This is a genomic window from Halomonas sp. SCS19, from assembly GCF_040147015.1.
Lineage (GTDB): Bacteria > Pseudomonadota > Gammaproteobacteria > Pseudomonadales > Halomonadaceae > Halomonas > Halomonas litopenaei.
In genome coordinates, this window is the sequence record NZ_JAMSHN010000001.1 from 4,377,535 (window position 1) to 4,400,594 (window position 23,060).

Genomic DNA, 23,060 nt, shown 5'->3' on the forward strand with positions numbered 1-23,060 from the left:
ATCAGGCGTCGTCCTTGACGTAGGCGCGCTGGATGATCACGTCCTCGGCAGGGACGTCGGCGTGCATGCCGCGTCGGGTGGTGGCCACGTCCTTGATCCGGTTGACCACGTCCATGCCGTCGACCACACGACCGAAGACACAGTAGCCCCAGCCCTGCATGTTCTTGCCGGTATGATTGAGGAAGTCGTTGTCGGCCACATTGATGAAGAACTGGGCGGTGGCGGAGTGAGGGTCCTGGGTCCGCGCCATGGCCAGGGTGCCGGTGGCGTTCTTGAGGCCATTGTCCGCTTCGTTCTCGATGGGGTCACGCGTGGGCTTCTGCTCGAAGTTGCTGTCGAAGCCGCCGCCCTGGACCATGAAGCCGTCGATCACGCGATGGAAAAGGGTGCCATCGTAGAAGCCATCGCGGACGTACTGCTCGAAGTTGGCCGCGGTCTTTGGCGCCTCTTCATGGTTGAGTTCGATCGAGATGTCGCCAAAATTGGTCTGCAGAATGATCATGGAGTGGTCCTGTAGCGTTTACAGCGCCTCTTGGCGCCTTTCTCGTTCTCGGCCCGGCTTGGCGCCGGGCCCTGGCGTGACGCTATAATAGCCGTTTTGCTTCGCAGCGCGAAGCCGGGGGCGGATCTGTGCCCTTCAAAGCCCTTACTTCACCAGAGGTTGATTCATCAACATGACCACCGAGACCAGCAACGCGCCGAATTTCATTCGCAATCAGATTCGCGAGGAAATCGAGGCCGGACGGTCACAGAAGATCGTGACGCGATTCCCCCCCGAGCCGAATGGCTTCTTGCACATCGGGCACGCCAAGTCGATCTGTCTCAACTTCGGACTCGCGGAGCAGTTCGGTGGTGACTGCCATCTTCGCTTCGATGACACCAACCCCGCCAAGGAAGAGCAGGCCTACATCGACGCCATCAAGGAAGACGTGCACTGGCTGGGCTTCCAGTGGGCGGGCGACATTCGTTTCGCCTCCGACTACTTCGACCAGCTCTACGCCTGGGCGCAGCATCTGGTGAAGGAAGGCAAGGCCTATGTCGATGATCTGTCTCCGGACGAGATTCGCGAATACCGCGGCACCCTGACCGAAGCCGGTCGCCCCAGTCCCTACCGCGACCGCAGCGCAGAGGAAAACCTCGATCTGCTCGAGCGCATGCGCCAGGGGGAATTTGCCGAAGGCGAAAAGGTGCTGCGCGCGAAGATCGACATGGCTTCGCCCAACATCAACCTGCGCGACCCGATCCTGTATCGCATTCGGCATGCCAGCCACCACCAGACCGGCGACAAGTGGAAGATCTATCCGTCCTACGACTTCACCCACGGGCAGTCTGACGCCATCGAAGGGATTACCCACTCGGTCTGCACTCTGGAGTTCGAGGACCACAGGCCGCTCTACGAATGGTTTCTCGAGCAGCTGCCGGTGCCGGCCAAGCCCCGGCAGATCGAGTTTGCGCGCCTGAATCTGAACTATACCCTGACCTCCAAGCGCAAGCTCAAGCTGCTGGTCGACAACGGCATCGTCGATGGCTGGGATGATCCGCGCATGCCTACCATCTCCGGGATGCGTCGGCGCGGTTATACACCGGCGTCGATTCGCAAGTTCTGCGAGATGATCGGTGTGACCCGGGCCGACGGCGGTCTGGTGGACATCGCCATGCTGACCCATGCCATCCGCTCCGACCTCGAGGACAATGCACCTCGTGCCATGTGCGTGCTGAAGCCGCTCAAGGTGGTATTGACCAATGTCGACGCCGACCACGAAGAGGTCTACGAGGTGGCGGGACACCCGGCCCGTGACGACATGCCGGTGCGCCGTATCCCCTTTACCCGAGAGCTGTGGATCGACCGCGACGATTTCATGGAAGAGCCGCCGAAGAAGTTCTTCCGTCTGGCCCCGGGCAAGGAAGTTCGCCTGCGCAACAGCTACGTGATCCGTTGCGACGAGGTGATCAAGGACGAGGCGGGCGAGATCCAGGAGCTGCGCTGCAGTGTGGACTTCGACACCCTGGGCAAGAACCCGGAAGGGCGCAAGGTGAAAGGGGTCATCCACTGGGTCAGTGCCAGCTACGGGGTGCCGATCGAGGTGCGGCTCTACGACAATCTGTTCCTGGTCGAGCAGCCGGACAAGGACAAGGACGCCGATTTCCTCGAGCACCTGAACCCCGAGTCGCTGGTGACCGTCCAGGGTGTCGGCGAGCCGAGCCTGGCCGATGCCGGTAGCGAGGATCGCTACCAGTTCGAGCGTGTCGGCTACTTCTGTGCCGACCGCTACGCCAGCCGCCCCGATCACCTGGTGTTCAATCGCACGGTCGGTCTCAAGGACACCTGGGCCAAGATGCAGAAGAAGGGCTGACATGCAGATCTACAACACGCTGAGCCGCACCAAGGAAGAGTTCACGCCCATCGAGCCGGGCAAGGTACGCATGTACGTCTGTGGCATGACGGTGTATGACTTCTGCCACCTGGGACATGCCCGGGTCATGGTCGCCTTCGATGTCATCAGCCGCTATCTGCGCCATCGTGGCTATGACGTCACCTACGTGCGCAACATCACCGATATCGACGACAAGATCCTGCGTCGCGCCGAAGAGAACGGCGAGAGCATCGGTGAACTGACCGAGCGCATGATCGACGCCATGCACGAGGATGAAGGTCGGCTGTTTGTCCAGCGTCCGGACCAGGAGCCCAGGGCCACCGGTCACGTCGCCGAGATCATCGCCATGATCGAGGTGCTGATCGACAAGGGCTTTGCCTACGCGCCGGGTAACGGCGATGTCTACTATCGCGTGCGCAAGTTCGAAGGCTACGGCAAGCTCAATAATCGTAACCTCGACGATATGCGCTCCGGCGCCCGCGTCGAGGTCGACGAGCACAAGGAAGATCCGCTGGACTTCGTGCTGTGGAAGGGCGCCAAGCCGGGTGAGGCCAGCTGGGCCTCTCCCTGGGGCGAGGGGCGTCCGGGTTGGCATATCGAATGTTCGGCAATGTCCACCTGCTGCCTGGGCAACACCTTCGACATCCACGGTGGAGGTCCGGACCTGACCTTCCCGCACCACGAGAACGAGATCGCCCAGAGCGAGGCGGCCACAGGCGAGCGGTACGTCAATACCTGGATGCACGCCGGAGCGGTGCGGGTCGACAGCGAAAAGATGTCGAAGTCCCTGGGCAACTTCTTCACCATTCGCGAGGTGCTGGAGCACCACGATCCAGAGGTGGTGCGGTATCTGCTGGTGGCAAGCCACTATCGCAGTGCCATCAACTACGCCCCGGAGGCGCTTGGCGAGGCACGCAAGTCACTCGAGCGCTTCTACACCGCGCTTGATGGCGTCGCGCTGCCGGCGGAAATCGAAGTAGGGCCGGGCGACTACGCCGCCCGCTTCAGCGCCGCCATGGACGACGACTTCAACACGCCGGAGGCCCTGTCGGTGCTGTTCGAACTGGTACGCGAGCTCAATCGTGCGCGCAAGGAAGGCAGCGATGACGTTCCGGCCCTGGCGCTCGAGCTCAAGCGTCTGGGCGGCATCCTGGGCTTGTTGACCCAGGAGCCGGCCGCCTTCCTCAAGGGTGGTTCGGTAGCGCTGTCCGAAGACGAGATCAATGCGCGTATCGCGGCGCGGGCGGAGGCCAAGAAGGCCAGGCAGTTCGCCGAAGCGGACCGCATCCGCGACGAGCTCGCCGCCCTGGGGATCGTCCTCAAGGACTCCCGCGAAGGTACCACCTGGGTGGTCGACAAGGGCTGAGCTCAGCCCGTAGTCGCCTGTCGCTTGTGCACCGCACGGGGCGGCAGGGGGACCTGTCGGGGCCAGTCGTCGCCGACCACGAAGATGCGCCGTCCGCATGCCGCGGGCGGCGCATTTTTCATGTCCGGGGTGGCAGGCTCATCGGCATCCTGGCCAAGGACCCATGAGCCATCCAGCGGCGGGTCCAGTGCCTCTCGCTCGAAGCGCAGGGGGTCCTCGGTCAGCATCACCTGTACCGGTGTCGCATAGGTGGCAAAATGTGCCGCCAGCGCCCGTGTCAGGTCGTCACGGCTGCTCCAGTGTCGCGGTTGTGGCGGGGCCAGCCAATGGGGTTTCGCCAGGCAGGTACCGAAGCGCATGTTCTCGAATTGTCTGCACAGGGCCGACCAGTCGCGCCAGTGACACCAGAGCCCCTGTAGCGCCGAATCCGGCACGCCGCGGGGTAGCGCCATGGGACAGTGCCAGGGTTGAAACAACACCCCGGGCATCGCCAGGTGGGCCTCGATTCCGTGTTGCAGTGACGCCAGGGGAGCCCCTTTGATCGTGTTGGCGGGGCCATCATTCAGGCCCAGACGCAAAAGCTCTCGGGCGCGCTGGCTCTGCAGCAAGGGCAGTTGATGATGCAGCAGATGGCTGACCTTCAGCGCCAGGCTGTCCAGCCCCCCGGGCCCTATCCAGCGACAGGTATCGCCCGAGTCCCCCGGACCGCAGGGGAGGCCGAGAAAGAACTTGATCGCCACTTCCAGGTGTTGAAGGCGCCCATCGGCGTTGCGGTAGAGCAGGTCCAGTTCGCCCAGGGTCCGCTTTTCTTCTCGAATAGGCACATTGTGAGCCAGCAACTGGGTAGCCGGTGCCGTAGAGAGCAAAAATTGCCAAAGAAACTCGTGATATTGTCCAAGCCGGGTGGTGGCGGTGCGCCCCACCATCGCTTCCAGTGCGCTCGGGTCGGCGTCGATGGCCGCCAGATAGGCGTGTCGGTGCTCCGGCTCGCCCAGCCCGAGCTGGGTCAGACTCGGACGCCCGGGCCAGTCGGTGTCGATCAGGTCGGGAGCCGTCATCAGCCATGCCAGATCACGCACCATGGGATGGTTGGGTACTGCGCCGAGCTGGACGGCGGTGGTTGCGCCTTGGCATGAGGTCATGATGGACTCACGTTGGTGAAACGTTCAGCAGGCTTGGCCTTGCCTCCTTATACTCAGCATACACACACAAGGAATTGGGTGAGATATATGAAACGTCCCCTGGTGTTAGCCGTGATGGTCGCCTCTGCCCTGGCGGGGCAGGTTCAAGCACAGGACCCGCTGGTGGTGTCCTCCAAGATCGATACCGAGGGCTCCGTGCTGGGTCAGATGATCCTGCAGCGCCTGGAAGCGGCAGGGCTCGAGGTCGAGGATCGGCTTCAGCTTGGCGGCACCAGCATCGTGCGCGAGGCCTTGATCAACGGCGAGATCGATATCTATCCGGAATACACCGGCAACGGTGCCTTCTTCCACGACATGACCGACAGCCCGGTGTGGCATGACGCGGACAAGGCCTATGAAACGGTGAAGAGCAAGGACGCCGAGCAGGGGCTGGTATGGCTCGAGCCGGCCTCGGCCAATAATACCTACGCCATCAGCGTGCGCGGAGACGTCGCCCGTGACAACGGGCTCGAGACCCTCGAGGACATGGCTGACTTCATCAACCAGGGGGGCGAATACAAGCTCGCGGCCAGTACCGATTTCGTCGAGTCCGCCTTTGCCTTGCCGGCGTTCGAGGAGGCTTACGGCTTTTCTCTGGACGATGATGACCTGCTGGTACTCTCCGGGGGCAACACCGCCGCGACCATGCGCGCCGCGGCCCAGCAGACCAGCGGCGTGAACTCCGCCATGACCTACGGCACCGATGGTGGCCTGCAGGCGCTGGACCTTACCGTGATGACCGACACCAAGGGTGTTCAGCCGGTCTATCAGCCGGCTCCCGTCGTGCGCAAGGAGGTGCTCGAGGCTCACCCCGAAATCGAAGAGGCCCTGGCGCCGGTGTTCCAGTCGCTGGATCTGGAGACCCTGCAGCGTCTCAACGGTGACGTGGCGGTGAACGGTCTGGACCCGGCGAAGGTGGCCGCCGACTACCTGTCGACTCTCGAGGACTGAGCCATCGGTCTCTTGAGTGCAGTGAACGGTGAGCGCGGCAATACGGTATTGCTGACTCTGATGCTGGTGGGGCTCGGTGCCTGGTGGGCCTTGCCTGTGGTCAGCGTCGCACCGAATCGTATTGTGCCCGGCGAGACTCTCTACGCCTGGGAGGTGGCCGGGCCCGCCATGGCGCTGCTGGCCAGCCTGCCCATGGGCCTTGCGGCATTGTCGGCGCGTAGCGCTGACCCCGGCTGGCGCTCGCTTGGGCTGGTGCTGCTGGCGCTGGCAGGCCTGCCGCTGTGGCTGGTGTTGGCGGTGCACCAGCTTATCGATCCTGAGCTGCCCCAAGCGCGGCTCGGGATCGGTTCAGGCATCTGGTGTGCGCTGTTTGTGCTGATGTTGGCGCTTTTGGACCTGCGGACTCGACAGCGGCTGTCGACCGGGGTGTCCTGGCTCTTGATGCTGACTCCGCTGGCGCTGCTCGCCGTCTGCCTGCCGCTGGGGCTGAATCGTCTGGCGTTGTGGCAGGAGTACCAGGGCCGTGCCGATGACTTCTGGCTGGCCATCGGCGAGCACCTGCTGCTGGTCACTACCACCGTCGGCGTCAGTCTGGTCCTCGGCGCCGGCATCGCGCTGCTGATGCGGCGCTATCCCGAAGTGCAACGGGGGGCCTTCGCGGTACTCAATTTCCTGCAGACGATCCCCAGTCTGGCCTTGTTCGGCTTGTTGCTCGGACCGCTGGCCTGGCTTGCCAATCGCTACCCCTGGGTCGATTCGCTCGGCATCAGCGGCATCGGTTGGGCGCCGGCGCTACTGGCCCTGGTGGCCTACAGCCTGTTGCCGATGGTCAGAAACACCTTTGTTGCCCTGGAGGGCGTTTCCCCCGGTGTGATCGAGGCGGCGCGCGGCATGGGCATGAGTCGGTTGCAGATCTTCTTTCAGGTGCGCCTGCCACTGGCGGTGCCGGTACTGCTGGAAGGGGTGCGCATCACCACGGTGCAGGCCATTGGCCTGACCGCGGTGGCGGCCCTGATCGGCGCCGGTGGGCTCGGGCGTTTCATCTTTCAAGGGCTGGGTCAGGCCGCCATGGATCTGGTGCTGTTGGGGGCCTTGCCCATTCTGGTGATGGCAATACTCGCCGATGCGGTACTCGGCAACCTGTCGAGGCGACTGGGGAGAGGAGAGGCCGCATGATCGAATTGATCAATATCAGCAAGCGTTTCGGGTCGACCACTGCGGTGGACAGCATTTCGCTGAAGGTGGAGAGCGGGGAGTTCTGCTGCCTGGTGGGGACCTCCGGCTGCGGCAAGTCCACCACCCTGAGGATGATCAACCGGCTGATCGAACACAGCGATGGCGAGATCCATATCGACCAGCAGCCCATTCGCAGCTTCAGGGAAGAGACGCTGAGGCGTCGGATCGGCTACGCCATCCAGAGCACCGGTCTGTTCCCCCACTGGACCGTGGCGCGCAACATCGGCCTAGTGCCGCGACTGCTCAAGTGGCCAAAGGCCAGGATCGACGCACGGGTCGAGGAGCTGATGGCCTTGCTGGGGCTGTCGATGGACGAATTTGCCGGCAAGTACCCCGACCAGTTGTCCGGGGGGCAGGCGCAGCGGGTCGGGGTCGCCCGCGCCCTGGCGGCGGACCCGGATATCCTCCTGATGGACGAGCCGTTTGGCGCCCTGGACCCGATCACCCGCGAGAGCCTGCAACTGGAGCTGCGTGATCTTCAGGCGCGGCTGGGCAAGACCATCGTATTCGTGACCCACGACATGGACGAGGCCCTGACCCTGGCTGACCGGCTGGTGGTGATGCACGAAGGGCAGATCATGCAGCAGGGGCATCCATTGAGCGTGCTGAGAGACCCCGCCAACGATTTCGTCGCCTCGTTGCTGGGGGGCGAGGATCGCGGCCTCAAGGAGGCAGCGCTACTGCCGGTCAGCGAGCGGATGATGCCTCTGGGCACCGGTGGCGTGGCGCGCGAGCGGATCGACCAGGGCGCCTCGCTCAGGGAGGCGCTATCGGTGATGCTATGGCGCCGGGTCGAGCGCCTGGCAGTGGTCGATGACGATGATATTCCGATCGGCGAACTGAGCTTTCGTCGGCTGGTGGGAGCCCGGGGCCATGACTGAGCACTGGGCCAGCCGCTGGCGGGTTCCTGTCATCTGGGGGCTGTTGCTGCTGGCGGGTTGTCTGTTGATGGGGCAGCTGGAAGCGCTGTTTCGCTGGGTCGAGCCCGATAGCCGTGACGTGATCTTCTCGCGGGTGGACTTTCTGGTGTTGTTGGGACGCCATCTGCTGGTGGTCAGCGTTGCCGCCGTGCTGGCTACCTTGATCGGGGTGGGCGGCGCCATCGCCGTCACCCGTCCGGGAGGACGCGATTTTCTGCCGCTGGTCGCCCAGGTGGCATCGCTGGGACAGACGTTTCCTCCGGTGGCGGTACTGGCGCTGGCGGTGCCGGTGCTGGGTTTCGGCACCCTGCCCATCGTGGTGGCATTGCTGCTCTATGGTCTGCTGCCCATCGTGCGTAACACTCTCGCCGGGATCGAGGGTATCGATCCCTCGGTGCGGGAGGCCGCCCGTGGCATGGGCATGACCAGTGGCCAGATCCTGCGCCAGGTGGAATTGCCGCTGGCGGCACCGGTGATCCTGGCCGGTATTCGCACCTCGGTGACGATCAACATCGCCACCGCCGCCCTGGGTGCTACCGTTGGTTCAAGCAACCTTGGGGACCCGATCATCTCCGGTATCGTCAATGGCAACACCGCCTACATCGTCCAGGGCGCAGTGCTGATTGCACTGCTGGCGCTGACGGTGGACAGCGTGTTCGCGCGCCTGGCTCCTGCTCGCCGGGCCTGATGGCGTCGTCCGGGTCCGAACACCGAGACCTGGTCCGCTTTCCCTTTCCTGATCTCCGTATCCGCGAACCCCCCGTGCAGAGAGGGGGCTTCGTGGTGGCCTGCGTCTCTCACCAGCCGGTCTCCCCGTCACGGTGGCCCGGTTCGGGCGTCCCATGGTGCTCGCCGCAAAGCGGTCCATCGAGGCAATTCGAGACGAATTTTCGACCAAAGTCGCGGCTAGGCAGGCGTCTCAGTTTACGTTAACGTCAAGTCAGTGCGTTGGTCCCGCCACGGGCAATCCCCTGGCAAGGGGCGGGAATAAAGACAACACTGCCCTCAAAAGGGGCAAAGGAACAGCACGATGACGACGACCGCACAGACCCACCGCCCGGACTTTCTGTCCGGCGACGAATACAGCATTCCCACCTATGCGGTGCTATCCCAGGATGGCACCCTCCATGACGGCGCCGAAGGGCCGGATCTCGAGCGCGACAAGGCGCTGAGAATCTACCACGCCATGGTGGCCACCCGGGTGCTGGACGAGCGCATGATGGCGGCGCAGCGTCAGGGACGCCTGAGCTTCTACATGCAGTGCACCGGCGAGGAAGCGGCGGTCATCGGCAGCGCCGCCGCCCTGGACGACGCCGACATGATCATGGCTCAGTACCGAGAGCAGGGCGCCTTGGCCTATCGCGGCTTCAGCTTCGACGAGTTCATGAACCAGTTGTTCGGCAATGAACTGGACTACGGCAAGGGCCGGCAGATGCCGATCCACTATGGGTCGCGCAAGCTGCACTACATGACCATTTCATCACCGCTGGCGACTCAGATTCCCCAGGCCACGGGCTATGCCTATGGCCAGAAGCTGGCGGGAGAGGGCCTCTGCACCATCGTCTATTTTGGTGAGGGCGCTGCCTCCGAGGGCGATTTCCACGCGGCGCTCAATATGGCGGCGGTACACGAAGCGCCGGTGATCTTCTTCTGTCGCAACAATGGCTACGCCATTTCCACGCCGTCGGTGGAGCAGTTCGCCGCAGATGGCGTGGCGCCCAGGGCGCTGGGATATCGCATGCACGTGATCCGCGTCGACGGCAACGACGTGCTGGCGGTCTACCGGGCCACCGAAAAGGCACGACGTCTGGCGGTGGAGGAGAACAAGCCCGTACTGATCGAGGCCATGACCTACCGTCTGGCGGCCCACAGCTCTTCCGATGACCCATCGGGCTATCGTTCGCGCAAGGAAGAGGACGCCTGGCGGGCCAAGGACCCGATCCGGCGCATGCAGCTGTGGCTCGAGGCCCAGGGCTGGTGGAGCGAAGACGAGGAAAAGGCGTTGCAGGACGAACTGCGTCGCGAGGTGCTGGAAACCATGAAACGGGCCGAAAAGCGCCCACCTCCGGCGATCGATACCATGGTCACCGACGTCTATGCCGACGTGACGCCTGCGCTGCAGCATCAGCTCGATGCTCTCAAGCAGCATGTTCGTCGCTACCCGGAGGCCTATCCGCGTGGGGCCAGGTCGCTGGACCCGGCGTTGGGCCATCGCGATGCCGACCAGGGAGGGGACTGAGATGCCGACCATCAATATGCTGCAGGCCATCAACCAGGCGCTGGACATCGCCATGGCCGAAGACGACAAGGTGCTGTGCTTCGGTGAGGACGTCGGGGGCTTCGGTGGCGTCTTCCGTGCGACCAGTCACCTTCAGGAAAAGTACGGCAAGGCGCGCTGCTTCAACACGCCATTGGTGGAGCAGGGCATCATCGGCTTCGCCAATGGGCTGGCGGCCCAGGGATCGGTGCCGGTGGCGGAGATCCAGTTCGCCGACTACATCTTTCCGGCCTTCGACCAGATCGTCAACGAGACCGCCAAGTTTCGCTACCGCTCCGGCGATCTGTTCAACGTCGGCGGGTTGACCATCCGCGCGCCCTACGGCGGTGGTATCTCCGGTGGCCTCTATCACTCCCAGTCGCCCGAGGCCTATTTCGCCCACACCCCGGGTCTCAAGATCGTGGTGCCGCGCAATCCCTACGAGGCCAAGGGCCTGTTGCTGGCCGCCATTCGTGACCCAGATCCCGTGCTGTTCTTCGAGCCGAAGCGCCTCTATCGCGCCTCCACCGGCGAGGTCCCGGAAGAGGATTACCAGCTGCCGCTGGGAGAAGCCGAGGTGACCAAGGAAGGAGCCGATATCACGCTGCTGGGCTGGGGGGCTCAGATGGAGGTGATCGATCGGGCGGTGGAGATGGCTGAAAAGGACGGGGTGTCCTGCGAAGTGATCGATCTGCGCAGCATCCTGCCCTGGGACGAGGATACCGTCGCCGAGTCGGTACTGAAGACAGGCCGCCTGGTCATCACCCACGAGGCGCCCCGCACAGGGGGCTTCGCCGGAGAGATCGCCGCTGCCATTCAGGAGCGCTGCTTTCTTTACCTGGAGTCGCCGATCCAACGGGTGACCGGCATCGATACACCTTTTCCGCTGACGCTGGAGAAGGAGTATCTGCCCGACCATCTGAAGATCTACGAGGCCATCAAGACCTCACTCCACTACTGAGACGGCGCCGGGAGCCAAGACATGACAGAGTTCAAGCTGCCTGACATCGGCGAGGGCATCGTCGAGTGTGAGGTGATGGAATGGAAGATTGCCGAGGGTGATACCATCGCCGAAGACCAGCCTGTGGTCGAGGTGATGACGGACAAGGCGCTGGTGGAAATCACCGCCCCGGAAGCCGGCGTCGTTACCAGGCTGCACGTGGCGAAGGGTGAAATGGCGCGAGTCCATGCGCCCTTGTTTGCCTATCGTGGCGAGCCTCAGGGCGGCGATGGGCAGGGCGGAGAGGCCCAGGCAGAAAGCGAAGACAACACATCGGTGCAGGCGGAGAGCGCCGCAGAGGCGCCTGTCCAGGAGCCGGCAGAGCCAGTAGAACCGCCGTCGAGCTCCAGCGAAAAGGGCGGTGCGGGGCGACGGGTAGACTTTATTCTGCCCGATATCGGTGAGGGCATCGTCGAGTGCGAGATCGTCGAATGGCACGTGGCCCAGGGTGACGAGATCAGCGAAGACCAGCGACTGGTCGATGTCATGACCGACAAGGCCATGGTCGAGATCACTGCGCCGGAGGATGGGGTCGTCGCCGAGCTGTATGTGGCCAAGGGCGAGATGGCCAAGGTCCATGCGCCGCTGTTTGCCTATCAGGTGGCGGGTGCCGCCGCTGGTGAAGCGCCGGCGGTCGAGGAGGCGTCGCCCCCGACCCCGACCCGGAAGAGTGACTCTCCCGCGCACACGGCTGCGTCCGAGGGGGGCAAGGGCCCCTACGGGCGCATCCCGGCGAGCCCGGCGGTACGCAGACTGATCCGAGAACACCAGCTGCGACTCGAGGACATTCCCGGCAGCGGTCGCCAGGGCCGCGTGTTGAAGGAAGACGTGCTGAGCTTTCTCGATGGCGCTCGACACAGCGGTGCCGTCTCCGCGGCCGATTCCGGGTCCGATTCAGCAGGGGCGGAGTCTCCCGCCGGCACCGATGGAACAGCCCGCGACGAGGGAGAGGTGCGAGTGGAACCGCTGCGCGGGGTCCGGGCGGCCATGGCGCGCCAGATGGTGGCGGCGGCCAGCAGCGTGCCGCACTTCCAGTACGGTGAAGAGATCGACGTCACCGACCTGCTGGCCCTGCGCGGCCGGCTCAAGCCCCAGGCCGAAGCCAGGGACGTCAAGCTCACCCTGATGCCGTTTTTCATCAAGGCGCTGGCGCTGGCGATCGACGAACATCCCCTGGTCAATGCGCGTCTCAATGACGAGGCCACCGAAATCCACTATCCGCCCCACTGCAACGTGGGCATGGCGGTGGACGGCAAGGCCGGCCTGATGGTGCCCAATATCAAGGGCTGTGAGCGCCTGAGCCTGCTTGAGATCGCCGCCGAGGTGCAGCGCCTGACCGAGGCCGCGCGCGAGGGGCGGGTGGCTGCCAGCGACCTCAAGGGAGGCACGATCAGTATCTCCAACATCGGTGCCCTCGGCGGGACCTATGCCGCCCCCATCATCAATATCCCCGAGTCGGCGATCGTGGCCATCGGCAAGACCCAGTGGCTGCCACGCTTCGACGAGGCAGGGCAGGTCGTGCGTCGGGGCATCATGACGGTGACCTGGGCCGGTGATCATCGCTTGCTGGATGGCGGCACCATCGCGCGTTTCTGCAATGCCTGGAAAGGCTATCTCGAGGACCCTGAAAGCATGCTGCTTCACCTGTCCTGAACGGTTGTGACGGCGTGCGCCCGAGGCGCCGCCGTGGCATCGTGTATCGGTGGAGGATACCGCCATGCCCCAGGCCCCGTTGCAGCAGTTCTACATCCCGGAAGATCAGTCGATCTACCTGCTCAGCCAGGACGACGCGCGCAAGCTCAAGGAGTGGGTCGCGCTGTGTCGTACCCAGCTCGAGCAGCTGGGCTATCGGCGCATCGAGCTGGTCGGCAAGGGCGCCTACGGTTTCGTGTTTGCCGGGGTCAGTCCCGACCAGCGCCATCACGTCTTCAAGTTCAGCCGGGTCACGTTGCCGCAGCACCTGCAGGATCGCCTCGAGGAAGAGGCCTTCATGCTCGAGCAGGTGGTGCATCCCCGTGTGCCGGCGCTGGTCGCCTATCAACGGGTGCGCCACCAGGCGATTCTGGTGATGGAGCGGGCTCCGGGGCTCAATCTGGAAGAGGTATCGCTGCGTCAGGGTCGGCTGTCACCACGGCTGGTGGTGCGTATCGCCACCCAACTGGCCGATATCCTGCGTGAGCTGAGGCGTGAAACCACCCCCGCCGGCGCCCCGAGAAAGCCGGTGGTCCATGGCGACATCAAACCGTCGAATCTGGTGTTTGACGCCCGCGACGAAACGGTGGCGCTGATCGACTGGGGGTCGTCGGTATTTGCACAGCTCGACGCACGGCTGCAGTTCGTCACCGCCAACGTGATGGAGCTGATGTCCGACAATCTGCAGCAGACCAATGCCAGGCTCGGGGACGTCTATTTCATCGGCGAGGACCAGCTTGGGGGCGCGCTGTCATCACCGCGCTTCGACGAGCAGGGTGTCGCCGGGACCCTCTACGCCCTGGCCTCGGCGCAGTCCTGCCGTTTTGGACATCGCGCCATCCCCGCCACCTCGCTGGGTCTGCCGATGGAGTTTGCCAGGACCCTGGACGGGATGCTCGATCCCGACCCCGAGGTGCGGTTGAGGGCCGGCGACCACTTCATTACCGAAATGCCGCGCCTGGGACGGTTGGTGATGCTCGATCTGCCGCGGCCCCAGGAAGTGGCACAGGTGCCGGTGTGGAGCCGCGCGCTGAGTCGCGAGATCGATACCGTGGTGTACAGCTCGCGCAAGGCATTTCTGAGGGAAGAGGGCGTGGAGGAGACGCTCAATGACGTCAACGATGTTCAGCTCGATCGCTACTATCGCAACTTCATGCAGGGCATGGGGGAGACCGAAAAAGCCTTTCTGGCCGCCGTCAGCCGGCTGGGCAAGTACCCGGTGGTCGGAGGACTGGCGGTGCGCTGGGAGGCCGATGGCGTCTATATCGACTCGTCATTGAATCTGCACGACGCAGGGCTCAAGCGAGCCTTCGTGGCGGCGGTCAACAACATGGTGACCCTGGCGCGGGCGATCCATCGGCGGGGCATCTTCAAGAGCTGCCTGTTCAATGCCCGCGATACCCTGCACCTGGAACGGACCAGTCCGGATCACCCCTTCGTGGTCGATCCGTCGCTGAAACTGTCCTATGAGGTCAGCGCGGTACCGGAACTGGAGGATCGTTCTCGTCTGCACAGCTATTTCGAGGACGGACCCGACCCTGAGGAGTTGCTGGTCCTGCCGGAGGCGATCATCACCTCGCTGCAGGCGCTCAATGATATCCACCACACCGGCATGATCATCTTCGAGGTGCTGCCGTCGCATCTCAAGATTCACCACCACTATCGGCTGCTCGACCCTTCAAGGGAGCAGGAATTCCATGACTGTCTCGAGGACATCGTCGATGCGGTGAAGCTGATCGAGGGACTGGGTATCTCCGGCTTCATGAAGATGCCCTACAAGGACACGCGGTTCTTTCCCCACGTGGCGCGTCAGCCGGAACGCTACTATCCTCGCGACCCCAGAGCGGCGCTGGCAAGAGCGATGTCCGAGCAGCCGTCCGGGGGGGAGTCAGAAGCGCTGCGAGAAGGTCTGCACCAGGCGCAGCGCTAGCCTTTGTCCGAAAAGTTGACGAGCGAAGGTTAGACAAGGCAAAAATCGGTGAGAAAGCGCAGTTTACGCGGTGTAAATGAGCATTTTAACCGGGCTGGCGCACCAGCCGATTTTTAACGCCGTATTACCGAGCGCAGGCACTTTTCAGGCGAGTCGTCAGGCGCCTAGCCCGCTTTCGCGCAGAAGTTGATCGATGGAGCGCTCCGCACGCTGGCTGCCGGCGCCCTCGTGGGCCAGCTCGGCTTCGAGGACCTCGGCGCCTTCGTTGACCAGACGTTCGATCAGTGCAGCCTTCGACAGGCCGGTCTTTTCGGCCAGGAAATCCAGGCGTGCCTCCAGGTCCCGCGAGAATCTGAGTAGATGGGGCATGGTATTCCTCCGGTGGCAACGCGTACGGCTATCAGATTTATGAAAAGTCTAGGTGTTACGGGTGACAGTCCGGTGACAAGCCCGGGCCCTGTCTAGACGGTGCCCGCGCCCATCGAGGTTCAGGACCAGGCCCGGTGCACTTCCAAGTGTGCAGCTATCCGTCTGGCGCTGTCGCTCTCCCTTGGGGAGTAGCTCACTGCGCGCCGAGGCGGGAGTGTGGCCCTTCTTTGAGCGCAGGTGAGCGCAGGCCAACTGCCTTGCTCAAGCGTAAGCGCCGTCATGGTGACTCAATCCAGGCCGCGCCGGGCCATCACTTCGGTGATGATCGGTACCGGCGTCATCAGATGGTCACGCATCATGCGCCGGGCCTTGCCGGCGTCCCGACTCAATACCGCCTCGGTCAGTGCCGCATGTTCGTCACGCTTGACCGCCAGGGCCTCGCTGGAAAACACCGTCTCGCGAAGCCACAGGTGACGGTAGCGCTCGACCTGGTCGAACAGGGTGTCGCGCACCTGCATCAGATGAGGCGAGTTGCAACCGGCCACGATGGCACTGTGGTAGGCCTTGTGGCGACTGTCCCAGATATCGAGCAGCTCCTCGGAAGAGCTGACGCTTTCGACCTTGGCCAGGGTGTGCGCGGTAGCGATGATATCGGCTTCCCAGCGATCGTCACCGCGTTGGATGGCCAACTCCAGCATCAGCCCCTCGAGCTGGGCGCGGGCATCGTACAGATCCTCGAGCTCCGCCAGCGACATGGGGGCCACCCGATAACCGCGTTGACTGATGGCAACCACCAGACGGTCGGCAACCAGCTGGGACAGGGCTTCGCGCAGCGGCCCCACGCCCAGGTCGTAGCGTTCTTTCAGCCTTGCCATCAACAGCTTTTCGCCCGGGGCGAAGACGCCACGAATGATGTCCTGCTTGAGCCAGCGGTAAGCGCTGATGGCGAGGTTCTGCTTGGGTGAGTCTTCCATCTCGTGGCCCGTCCATGTATCACCGGGCCATCTTACCGCAATGCCGACAATGTCGATATTCTCCTAAGGCATCGGTCGGCACCCAGATGTGTCGATGGCAGCAGGTGTGGCTTTCCTATCTGCGGCAACGATGGCACGAGGCGGGCCCTTCGACCCGCAAGAGCGACGCGGCTCCGGCCTCGCCTGGTGGTTGTCGGGCAGCTACCGGGCATCGTCCGGCGAGGCGAGTCGGGTGGATCAGTCCCGGGTGCGTCGAAGCTCCGTCCAGGCGGCATAGGTACTCAGGAACACGCGGCCGGTCAATTCATCGAGAAAGTCGGAATGCTTCAGCCGGTCCATCACCGGCCCCTTGACCTCGGCCAGGTGTAGGGTGACGCGAGAGTCCTTCAGACGGGCGTTGATCGCGTCCAGGCTTTCCAGCGCCGAGGCGTCGATCAGATTCACTGCAGAGCAGATAAGTACCACGTCGCTCAGCTCGGGGCGCTGGGCCACCAGTGTATAGAGGGTGTCTTCGAGATAGCGGGCGTTGGCGAAATAGAGGCTTTCGTCGACCCGGAACAGGGCGAGATGGCTGACGGTCTCGACCTGATGCCGGGTGATCGAGCGGAAGTGCTCACTGCCAGGGATGCGACCGACGATGGCGCTGTGGGGGCGACTGGTACGGTACAGGAAAAGCGCAATCGAGAGACCTACCCCGGCGATGATGCCGGCTTCGACGCCCTCCACCAGCGTCAGCAGCATGGTCACCGCCAGGGCCGAGAAGTCGCTGCGGGAGTAGCGCCAGGTCTGGCGAATCAGCGGGATATCCACCAGCGTCAGTATGGCCACGGTGATGGTGGCGGCGAGGGTGGCGATCGGAAGATGTTCCAGCAGGGGGGTGAGCGCCAGCGTCACCACACCGATACCGATGGCGGCAAACAGACCGGCCATGGGGGTGCGTGCACCAGACTGCTGATTGATCACGGTGCGCGACAGTCCGCCGGTGACCGGCATGCCGGCGGTGACAGCAGCGGCCAGGTTGGCGCCGCCGAGTCCGATCAACTCCTGATTGGGGGAGACGCGCTCGCGGCGCTTTGCGGCCAGCATCTGGGCCATCGAGATGGACTCGACAAAGCCCACCACACTGATCAATAGCGCCGGCACCAGCAGCGCGTGCCACAGGCCCAGCTCGAATGTCGGCAGACCGAAGGCTGGCAGGCCGGCGGGGATCTGCCCCACGGTCGCAACCCCCCTGGAGGCAAGATCCCATCGCCAGCTGATCAGCGTGGTGACGACCACCGCTGCCACGGGACCTGCGCGTACCAGCATGCTGGCAGGCCCTCTGGGCAGGCCCAGTGCCGTCAGAGCGTGTTGCCCATAGCGGCGGGTCGCCCACAGGAAAAGCAGGGTCGAGGCGCCCATCGCCAGGGTCGTCAGGTTGGTCTGGTCGAGGTGGGATAGCTGGCTGTAGATCAGTGCCAGGGCGGTATAGCCACCGGCCTCGATGCCCAGCAGGTGAGATAGCTGACTGATGGCGATCAGCAGTCCCGAGGCCGAGAGAAAGCCACCGATGACCGGGTGGCTGAGAAAGTTGGCGAAAAAGCCCAGGCGCAGCATGCCCATGGCGGTCAGCATCAGTCCCGACAGCAGTGCCAGCACCAGCGCCGCCTCGACGTACGCGGCGCTACCGGGAGTGGCCACCTTGGTCAGAGCGGCGCCAGTCATCAGAGCGATGATCGCCACCGGGCCAACCGCCAGCGACCGGCTGGTGCCCAGCATGGCGTAGACCACCGCCGGTAGCAGACTGGCATAGAGTCCGACCACGGCAGGCAGACCCGCCAGAATGGCGTAGGCCAGCGACTGGGGGATCACCATGACGGTGACGATGATACCCGCCAGCAGATCGCCCCCCAGCAGACGCGGCGTATAGTGTGGCAACCAGGCAAGAATCGGAAGGTAACGCTTGATCATGGAAATGCCGACGTCCTAGTCAGGGTATTGGGGGCCTGGCGCAGGCGCTTGCCGAGAAACCTCTAGCCTAGCCGAAAGCGGTGAGCGAGTAGAGTCTTGTCAGCGCAGACGCCTGGTACGCTGCATGAAATTCAGGTCCAGATGACGTTTCAGACGGCTGGCCAGTCGTCCGCCCCACCAGGCGTTTCCGTAGAGCGCTAAAGCTTCGCCGTGGCCGAGATTGACGATGGACAAGGCCCGCGCAGGCGGGCGGTAAGAGGTCAGTGACGCCTGCGGGTCCAGCGATGCGATCAGGTTGCGAGCCAGTACGGGGCCCTGACGAACCCCGTGGACGCCCAGCCGTGGCAAGGGATGGTCGATCAGTGCAGCACAGTCTCCGCTGGCAAAGACGCCGTCGGTCCCCTGGACCTTAAGCGACGGGTCGATGGCTATGCCGCGACCATCGATCGTCGGCAGGCCGAACCTCTCGAGTCCTCGCGGAGGACCCAGCCCAGTGGCGTCGATGATGTCGGACGCCGGCAGATGTCGGTCATGGAGGCTGTCGACGACAAGGATTCCGCGACGCTCCAGGGCTGCCAACAGGTAGCGTCGGGCTCGCGCGGGCGCTTCTGGCAAGGGGCCAGAGCCGCGATGTCGCAGGCGAATGGTCAGAGCACCAGCGGCGAGCTGGTGGCGGCGGCCGAGTGCTTCGATGGCGCAGGCGATCTCGACCCCGCTGGCGCCGGCACCGAGAATCTCGACACTCACCGACTGTCGGCACTGAAACCGACGCTCGAGGCTGCGACGCAGCCGCACCAGGTGGGGGATGGGCTTGATCTGCCAGTGTGTCTGCTTGTCGCCTGGTAGCGAGGCTGCGCTATCGCCGCTGGCTTCATCATCGCTCGAACGCAACGCAGGAGCAGAGCCCAGATTCAGCCCCAGTCGATCAAACGCCAGAGAGGTCCCGTTGGACAGCAGCGCCTGGCGCATGTCGGTGTTCAGCCCACAAAGACGCGCCCTGACCAGCGCAACCCCTCGCCCATGACAGATCGCCGCTGGATCGATCCTGTCGGTCGCAGGGGAATGGTCGCCGGCCAGCACGCCGCTGGCCAGGCCCGAGTACCAGAAGGCGCCGGGGTCGACCAGGGTGACATCGAAGCGCGACAGCAAGGAGCTCTGGTGCAGCAGATGCAGATGGGCGTGGCCTGCCCCGATCAGCAGCAGCCGTGGCTTGCTGCCGATAGCGGTGGGGCGGGATCGCGCGGTGGTCGAGGACATGGGCGGCCGTCATCCTGAAAGCGAGTAGCGATCATCCCGGCTGACATGCGCGAGGTCAAAGACGGTGCGCGCTGGACCTAACCCCATCTTCAGTCCATCGCTACCTCCAAAGGGAGCGCGAGCGGAGCATCGGTGGCTTCTAGGCTTCATCTACGGGGCGAGACAGCACTTGATCGAACGTCGCCAGCAGACGCTCCCGTGGGAGCCTTACTCATGCACATCCTGCTCGGGCCGTGCCCTCTCCCGTGGTTGAGGTCACTGCTACTGGTGAGACTCAGGAGACTTGTGCCGACCACCCTTGGCCTGGTGGCCATGGTCGCTTCTGCGATGCTATCGGGTGATGAACTGGACGAGTCGCAGGGTGCTTCACTGACACTGTTGACCTCTTACCACCAGGGGTACCGGTGGAATGACGATGTGGTCAGCAGTGTCGAGGCGCGTTTTCGTCACGAAGCCAGCGCAGACCGACAACTGCTGGTGGAGTATGTCGATGCGCTGCGACTGGCGCGGCCGCTGGCCCATGAGGCCCTGCTCCAGCGATTGACCGCCAGCACCTTGAATGAAAGCGGCAGTCTGATCATTGCCGATGACCCCGCCATGGCCTTCTATCTGGAGTATCGTGACGAGCTCCCCTGGCCGCGCAAGGTGGTGGCACTGGGACTCAATGATGACCGCTTCAGGGAGCAGGCCCAGGCGCTTGGAGTGAAACTGCTCAAGTCCTACCCGGTCATGGCGCAGTCGCTCAATATGCTGGTGGAAACCTTTGGCTCACCGGTGCCTTTGATGCTGCTGGCCGAAGACTCCGAACACGCCTTCAATGTCGTCGATGACATGGTGGAGGTGATCGGCAGTGTCGCCGATGTGACCCTGGTCGATGTGGTCACTGGCTGGACCCCGGAAGAGGTGATCGAGCGATTGTCCCGAAGCCCGCCGGGTACTCGACTGTACATGCAAGGGGGGCAGGACTCCGGTTGGTCCGAAGGGGCGGGAAGTACCGCCCATCGACTGGAAGCGCTGGCCGCCCAGGGCTATCCGGTGTTCTGCCATTTCGAATTCCAGATGGCGATAGGCTGTGCCGGCGGGGCGATTCTCGATGTCGACTTCCTTGCCCACGCCGCCGTGGAACTGGCGCTGACGCCAGCCTTTGACCTGGTACCGGCCAGTTCCTCGGTGATGGCCCAGCGTCACCTGATCGATGCCCGCTGGTACCGTCTGTTCGAGGGCCATGACAACCTCCCGTTCCAGTGGATCGGCGTTCGCGGGCGGCTGGAGCAGGTCGCGCGGGAGTATCGTCAGGCGTTGTACGGGGTGTCGGTGGTGGCGGTTGGCTCGCTGCTGGGAGTGGGGGCCTTGCTGGTGGCGCGCAACAGGTCGCGACGTCTTCGTCGCAAGTTGATGGTCGATCAGCGCTTTGGTCTGCCTACCAGGCTGGCGTTGGTAAGCGACTATCGAGGCAGTCGATGCGAGGAGGTGGAGTGGCTGTTTGTGCTGGTCTCACCCGAACTCAGGAGCTATCGCAGGCGCTTTGGCAGCGGCAGTCTGGAGGGTCTTCTACGGATCAGTATCGATGTCTTCAAGGCGCACCTCCCCAAGGGCTGGCGGCTGTATCTGGGGGGCGAAGAGCAGCTGATCGGCATGGTCCCTGCCCAGGCCCACGGCCCCGATGTGGAATCCCAGCTCGATAGCTACCTGGCCCTGGTGGGGCAGTTTCAGCAACGCGACAGCGCACGGGTCCTGCGCTGGCATGCCAGTGTGGTGGTGGTGCCCGGACACTCCACGGACCTGAGCAACTGTCTGGCTTCGCTGGAAGAGGGGGTGCAGCGGCTGGAAAGCGAAGGTTGGGTACGTCCGGTGCTCAGGGTGACCGCGGCGGGTCCCTATCACGAGACTCAGCTGCGTTGGCTGTGCCGGCAGGTCAGTCTGCTGATCGAGAATCCCGGCAATCAATGGCGTCTGGTGGCCCAACCCAAGATGGCGCCCTCGAGCAGAACCCTGGTCGGCGCCGAGGTGTTGATCCGTTGGTGTCATCCCGACGCGGGCAATATTCCGCCGCCGGAGTTTCTTCCGGTCGTTCTGATGCTCGGCCTGGCGGAGCGTTTCGACCGTTGGGTGATCGGCCGCACCCTCGACTGGCTGATGGAACTGCGAGGCGCGGCCTGGCTCGGTACCGTCTCGGTCAATGTCCACCTTTCGACGCTCGTGGCCGATGACTTCCCCGATTTCATGGTGACTGAACTGGCGCGACGTCGGCTGCCTCCACGCTGCCTGGCACTCGAACTGGTGGAGCACGAGCATGTCGATGACGTCGAGCGGGTTCAGCGACAGATGAGGCGGCTCCACGAACGCGGTATTGGCGTCGCCTTGGACGACTTCGGTAGCGGCTACACCGCCTTCAACCTGCTTCAGCGCCTGCCCCTGGCGGCGATCAAGCTGGATTATTCATTACTTCACGCCGCGCGGCGTTTCGATCAGGCGCGTCAGGCTTATGCGGCGCTGGTGGGACTCTGCCATCGCATGGAACTGACGGTGGTGGCGGAAGGCGTCGAGACCGTCGAGGACGCAAGTTGGCTGATCACCTTGGGGGTCCAGGAAGGGCAGGGCTACTTCTTCGCGCCACCGATGGAGCTGGAGGATCTGGTCGCGGTCTATGGCGAGAAGCCAGCGGGCCCGATGCCGACGACGGTACTGCGTCAGGTGGGCACTCGGCGCTGCTGACGCAGGCTCGACCAGGAGTAGAGCGCCAGCGCGATCCAGATCAGCACGAAGGTAGTAAGCTGCTCGACCGCCAGGGGCTCGTTGAACACCCACAACGCAATCAGAAACTGCAGCGTCGGATTGATGTACATCAGAAATCCCAGAGTACCGAGGGTCAGCCGGCGCGCAGCGCCGGCAAAGGCCAGCAGCGGCAGGGCCGTCAGCACCCCGGAGGCCATCAGCAGCGCGGCGCTGTAGGGGGCGGTGAAGAATAGCGCCCCATCGAAGTGGCTGACCGGCAGCTGTTGTATCAGCAGCAGCGCCAGTGGAAGGAGCAGCAGCGTTTCGATGAACAGGCCCGACAGCCCGTCCAGCGCAAGCTGCTTGCGCAGCAGTCCGTAAGTGCCGAAAGACACCGCCAGGCACAGGCTCAGCCAGGGCAAGGTGCCCAACTGGAATAGCTGCAGCACGATGGCACCGAGGGCAAGGCCAATGGCCAGGCGCTGCGTCGGCGCGACGCGTTCCTTGAGCACCACCACGCCCAGCGCCACGTTGACCAGCGGTGTCATGAAATAGCCCAGGCTCGCCTGCAGCACCCGGTGAGTCTCTACCGAGTAGATATAAAGGCCCCAGTTGGCACCGATGAGCAGAGCGCAGGCGAGCGCCGGCAGCAGTTGTCGAGGTGCCTGGCGAATATTGGCGATGACCGACCAGCGCTTGAGCAGACTGATGACCAGTGCCAGAAACAGGCACGACCAGATGACACGATGGGCGAGTATTTCGAGTGCACCTACGCCGTCGAACAATGCGAAGAAAAGGGGGAATCCACCCCAGGTGCCATAAGCCAGCAGCGCAAAGGCGACGCCCTGGGCCGAGGGTGTGGAGAGTCCTTTCATGCCGCGAATTCC

18 protein-coding genes are annotated in these 23,060 nt (G+C 63.8%); 11 read left to right on the top strand and 7 right to left on the bottom strand.

The window, feature by feature from the left end; translation table 11 throughout:
• Position 1: 1 nt before the first annotated feature.
• A complete protein-coding gene (locus tag NFH97_RS19010; protein WP_045993746.1) occupies positions 2-502 on the bottom strand; it encodes a peptidylprolyl isomerase in 501 nt (166 codons plus the stop codon).
• Between the two features lie 172 nt (positions 503-674).
• Here NFH97_RS19010 and NFH97_RS19015 point away from each other — a divergent pair, with 172 nt between their 5' ends.
• Together NFH97_RS19015 and cysS are read left to right on the top strand one after the other, a co-directional pair.
• Positions 675-2,354, top strand: coding sequence for a glutamine--tRNA ligase/YqeY domain fusion protein (locus tag NFH97_RS19015; protein ID WP_349625379.1), 1,680 nt, complete (start codon positions 675-677; stop codon positions 2,352-2,354).
• Position 2,355: 1 nt separating this feature from the next.
• Positions 2,356-3,741 carry a cysteine--tRNA ligase gene (cysS, locus tag NFH97_RS19020; protein WP_108133375.1) on the top strand — a complete coding sequence of 462 codons (1,386 nt, stop codon included), beginning with the start codon at positions 2,356-2,358 and terminating at the stop codon, positions 3,739-3,741.
• A 2-nt stretch (positions 3,742-3,743) separates the two neighbouring features.
• On the opposite strand, the gene NFH97_RS19025 is transcribed toward cysS, so the two are convergent.
• Positions 3,744-4,883, bottom strand: a complete 1,140-nt coding sequence (locus NFH97_RS19025) for a DUF1853 family protein (RefSeq protein WP_349625380.1) — start codon at positions 4,881-4,883, stop codon at positions 3,744-3,746.
• An 87-nt stretch (positions 4,884-4,970) separates the two neighbouring features.
• On the opposite strand from NFH97_RS19025, the gene osmF reads away from it, so the two are divergent.
• From osmF to NFH97_RS19065, 8 genes are all read left to right on the top strand, one after another.
• Positions 4,971-5,873, top strand: a complete 903-nt coding sequence (gene osmF / locus NFH97_RS19030) for a glycine betaine ABC transporter substrate-binding protein OsmF (protein ID WP_045993742.1) — start codon at positions 4,971-4,973, stop codon at positions 5,871-5,873.
• 21 nt (positions 5,874-5,894) lie between these two features.
• Positions 5,895-7,049 carry an ABC transporter permease gene (locus NFH97_RS19035; protein ID WP_349625516.1) on the top strand — a complete coding sequence of 385 codons (1,155 nt, stop codon included), beginning with the start codon at positions 5,895-5,897 and terminating at the stop codon, positions 7,047-7,049.
• Complete coding sequence (locus NFH97_RS19040; protein WP_045993740.1) at positions 7,046-7,990, top strand: ABC transporter ATP-binding protein; 945 nt, start codon at positions 7,046-7,048, stop codon at positions 7,988-7,990. Before NFH97_RS19035 ends, NFH97_RS19040 begins: the two co-directional genes overlap by 4 nt.
• Entirely contained in the window at positions 7,983-8,717 is a 735-nt protein-coding gene (locus tag NFH97_RS19045; protein ID WP_045993739.1) for an ABC transporter permease, read from the top strand. The genes NFH97_RS19040 and NFH97_RS19045 overlap by 8 nt, the downstream gene beginning before the upstream one ends.
• A gap of 342 nt (positions 8,718-9,059) precedes the next feature.
• Positions 9,060-10,268 (top strand): thiamine pyrophosphate-dependent dehydrogenase E1 component subunit alpha, encoded by a 1,209-nt coding sequence (locus NFH97_RS19050; protein WP_349622643.1) that lies wholly within the window; start codon positions 9,060-9,062, stop codon positions 10,266-10,268.
• A gap of 1 nt (position 10,269) precedes the next feature.
• The gene (locus tag NFH97_RS19055; RefSeq protein ID WP_045993737.1) at positions 10,270-11,247 is read left to right on the top strand and encodes an alpha-ketoacid dehydrogenase subunit beta; all 978 of its coding nucleotides are present in this window, start codon (positions 10,270-10,272) and stop codon (positions 11,245-11,247) included.
• A 21-nt stretch (positions 11,248-11,268) separates the two neighbouring features.
• Entirely contained in the window at positions 11,269-12,939 is a 1,671-nt protein-coding gene (locus NFH97_RS19060; protein WP_349625381.1) for a dihydrolipoyllysine-residue acetyltransferase, read from the top strand.
• Positions 12,940-13,003: 64 nt separating this feature from the next.
• Complete coding sequence (locus tag NFH97_RS19065; RefSeq protein WP_349625382.1) at positions 13,004-14,908, top strand: protein kinase domain-containing protein; 1,905 nt, start codon at positions 13,004-13,006, stop codon at positions 14,906-14,908.
• Between the two features lie 156 nt (positions 14,909-15,064).
• Here the strand turns inward: NFH97_RS19065 and NFH97_RS19070 are convergent, their stop codons facing one another.
• From NFH97_RS19070 to NFH97_RS19085, 4 genes are all read right to left on the bottom strand, one after another.
• Complete coding sequence (locus tag NFH97_RS19070) at positions 15,065-15,277, bottom strand: YlcI/YnfO family protein (RefSeq protein WP_349625383.1); 213 nt, start codon at positions 15,275-15,277, stop codon at positions 15,065-15,067.
• A gap of 287 nt (positions 15,278-15,564) precedes the next feature.
• Positions 15,565-16,251 (bottom strand): DNA-binding transcriptional regulator CsiR, encoded by a 687-nt coding sequence (csiR, locus tag NFH97_RS19075; protein WP_108449393.1) that lies wholly within the window; start codon positions 16,249-16,251, stop codon positions 15,565-15,567.
• 237 nt (positions 16,252-16,488) lie between these two features.
• Complete coding sequence (locus tag NFH97_RS19080) at positions 16,489-18,201, bottom strand: SulP family inorganic anion transporter (protein WP_348828105.1); 1,713 nt, start codon at positions 18,199-18,201, stop codon at positions 16,489-16,491.
• A gap of 99 nt (positions 18,202-18,300) precedes the next feature.
• Complete coding sequence (locus NFH97_RS19085) at positions 18,301-19,458, bottom strand: NAD(P)/FAD-dependent oxidoreductase (RefSeq protein ID WP_349625384.1); 1,158 nt, start codon at positions 19,456-19,458, stop codon at positions 18,301-18,303.
• A gap of 285 nt (positions 19,459-19,743) precedes the next feature.
• Between NFH97_RS19085 and NFH97_RS19090 the strand changes: the two genes are divergently transcribed.
• On the top strand, positions 19,744-22,173 hold the full coding sequence (locus tag NFH97_RS19090) for an EAL domain-containing protein (RefSeq protein ID WP_348828103.1): 2,430 nt from the start codon (positions 19,744-19,746) through the stop codon (positions 22,171-22,173).
• On the opposite strand, the gene rarD is transcribed toward NFH97_RS19090, so the two are convergent.
• A complete protein-coding gene (gene rarD / locus NFH97_RS19095; RefSeq protein ID WP_045993729.1) occupies positions 22,149-23,048 on the bottom strand; it encodes an EamA family transporter RarD in 900 nt (299 codons plus the stop codon). The genes NFH97_RS19090 and rarD overlap by 25 nt on opposite strands.
• Between the last annotated feature and the right edge of the window lie 12 nt (positions 23,049-23,060).

What these genes read in the sequence shown, in the direction of transcription:
- NFH97_RS19010 (WP_045993746.1), bottom strand. Translation starts at nt 502, where the DNA reads ATGATCATTCTGCAGACCAATTTTGGCGACATCTCGATCGAACTCAAC.
- NFH97_RS19015 (WP_349625379.1), top strand. Translation starts at nt 675, where the DNA reads ATGACCACCGAGACCAGCAACGCGCCGAATTTCATTCGCAATCAGATT.
- cysS (WP_108133375.1), top strand. Translation starts at nt 2,356, where the DNA reads ATGCAGATCTACAACACGCTGAGCCGCACCAAGGAAGAGTTCACGCCC.
- NFH97_RS19025 (WP_349625380.1), bottom strand. Translation starts at nt 4,883, where the DNA reads ATGACCTCATGCCAAGGCGCAACCACCGCCGTCCAGCTCGGCGCAGTA.
- osmF (WP_045993742.1), top strand. Translation starts at nt 4,971, where the DNA reads ATGAAACGTCCCCTGGTGTTAGCCGTGATGGTCGCCTCTGCCCTGGCG.
- NFH97_RS19040 (WP_045993740.1), top strand. Translation starts at nt 7,046, where the DNA reads ATGATCGAATTGATCAATATCAGCAAGCGTTTCGGGTCGACCACTGCG.
- NFH97_RS19045 (WP_045993739.1), top strand. Translation starts at nt 7,983, where the DNA reads ATGACTGAGCACTGGGCCAGCCGCTGGCGGGTTCCTGTCATCTGGGGG.
- NFH97_RS19050 (WP_349622643.1), top strand. Translation starts at nt 9,060, where the DNA reads ATGACGACGACCGCACAGACCCACCGCCCGGACTTTCTGTCCGGCGAC.
- NFH97_RS19055 (WP_045993737.1), top strand. Translation starts at nt 10,270, where the DNA reads ATGCCGACCATCAATATGCTGCAGGCCATCAACCAGGCGCTGGACATC.
- NFH97_RS19060 (WP_349625381.1), top strand. Translation starts at nt 11,269, where the DNA reads ATGACAGAGTTCAAGCTGCCTGACATCGGCGAGGGCATCGTCGAGTGT.
- NFH97_RS19065 (WP_349625382.1), top strand. Translation starts at nt 13,004, where the DNA reads ATGCCCCAGGCCCCGTTGCAGCAGTTCTACATCCCGGAAGATCAGTCG.
- NFH97_RS19070 (WP_349625383.1), bottom strand. Translation starts at nt 15,277, where the DNA reads ATGCCCCATCTACTCAGATTCTCGCGGGACCTGGAGGCACGCCTGGAT.
- csiR (WP_108449393.1), bottom strand. Translation starts at nt 16,251, where the DNA reads ATGGAAGACTCACCCAAGCAGAACCTCGCCATCAGCGCTTACCGCTGG.
- NFH97_RS19080 (WP_348828105.1), bottom strand. Translation starts at nt 18,201, where the DNA reads ATGATCAAGCGTTACCTTCCGATTCTTGCCTGGTTGCCACACTATACG.
- NFH97_RS19085 (WP_349625384.1), bottom strand. Translation starts at nt 19,458, where the DNA reads ATGTCCTCGACCACCGCGCGATCCCGCCCCACCGCTATCGGCAGCAAG.
- rarD (WP_045993729.1), bottom strand. Translation starts at nt 23,048, where the DNA reads ATGAAAGGACTCTCCACACCCTCGGCCCAGGGCGTCGCCTTTGCGCTG.